This window comes from Arcticibacter eurypsychrophilus (assembly GCF_001730525.1).
GTDB lineage: Bacteria > Bacteroidota > Bacteroidia > Sphingobacteriales > Sphingobacteriaceae > Arcticibacter > Arcticibacter eurypsychrophilus.
This window is the reverse complement of the sequence record NZ_MDFN01000074.1, coordinates 1-785: the sequence shown is the minus strand read 5'-3', so window position 1 is coordinate 785 and position 785 is coordinate 1. Positions and strand designations below refer to the sequence as shown.

2 protein-coding genes are annotated in these 785 nt (G+C 39.7%); both read right to left on the bottom strand.

From position 1 onward, the window contains the following. A partial coding sequence (locus BFL47_RS19415) for an FAD-dependent oxidoreductase (RefSeq protein WP_139125885.1) occupies nt 1-148 on the bottom strand: 148 nt, incomplete at its 3' end. 10 nt (nt 149-158) lie between these two features. Continuing rightward, on the bottom strand, nt 159-785 hold a 627-nt coding region (locus tag BFL47_RS19015), incomplete at its 5' end, for a hemerythrin domain-containing protein (RefSeq protein ID WP_069661371.1).

Genomic DNA, 785 nt, shown 5'->3' with positions numbered 1-785 from the left:
GGGGCTGGAATTGATGATAATTATTCTTATCCAGTAGTACAACTTGAAAATATTTGGCGGATAGCTTTCGGGCGAGTGTTAGTCCGGCAAAGCCGGCCCCAACAATCACTACTCGCTTTTGCTCTCCTTTTGTATTAGGAATATCCATTTTGTTTAATTTATACGGTTAAACTCTTCTCCATTTCAATGGCTTTCGGGAAGAGAATATTGTTTTCTAAATGAATGTGAAGATGAAGATCATCTTCAAACTCTTGCATCATTTTAAATAGTAACTGGTAACTGGCACAAGCATCATCAGGAAGAGCGTAATTAGAACTCAGTTCCCTGATCTTATCAAAACCCCTGCCCACAAAGTCATGTTCTTTCTCGAGCCCTTCAATTTGGCTGGCTAGGGAGATTTTCCCCTCGGCAAGCGGGCGATTCATATTTTTGGAAAAAACCAACTTCTTAATATAGGCAAACAGGCCTTTCTCTTCCTCATCGCAATGTTCCATAAGTTCTTTATGAATATCAGCAACGATGCAACGTATCTCGGCTAGTTCGGGGTGAAAGGCACCATGTACCTGGGCTACTTTTATAGCATACGTATTAATTTCCGGTAAGTACTTGCGTACATAGCTGTGATGCGTGTTAATTATATAATCAGTGAGAAAATCTATGTTCCAGTCGTCATAAGAAACATTGCTTGCCTTACTGAGTGTACTAAGTTGTTGAAGTTCGGTTTCAACTTTAGTAACATCAATATTTTTCTCCCTGCAAACTTCGTTTAATGTCTTCTTACCCCC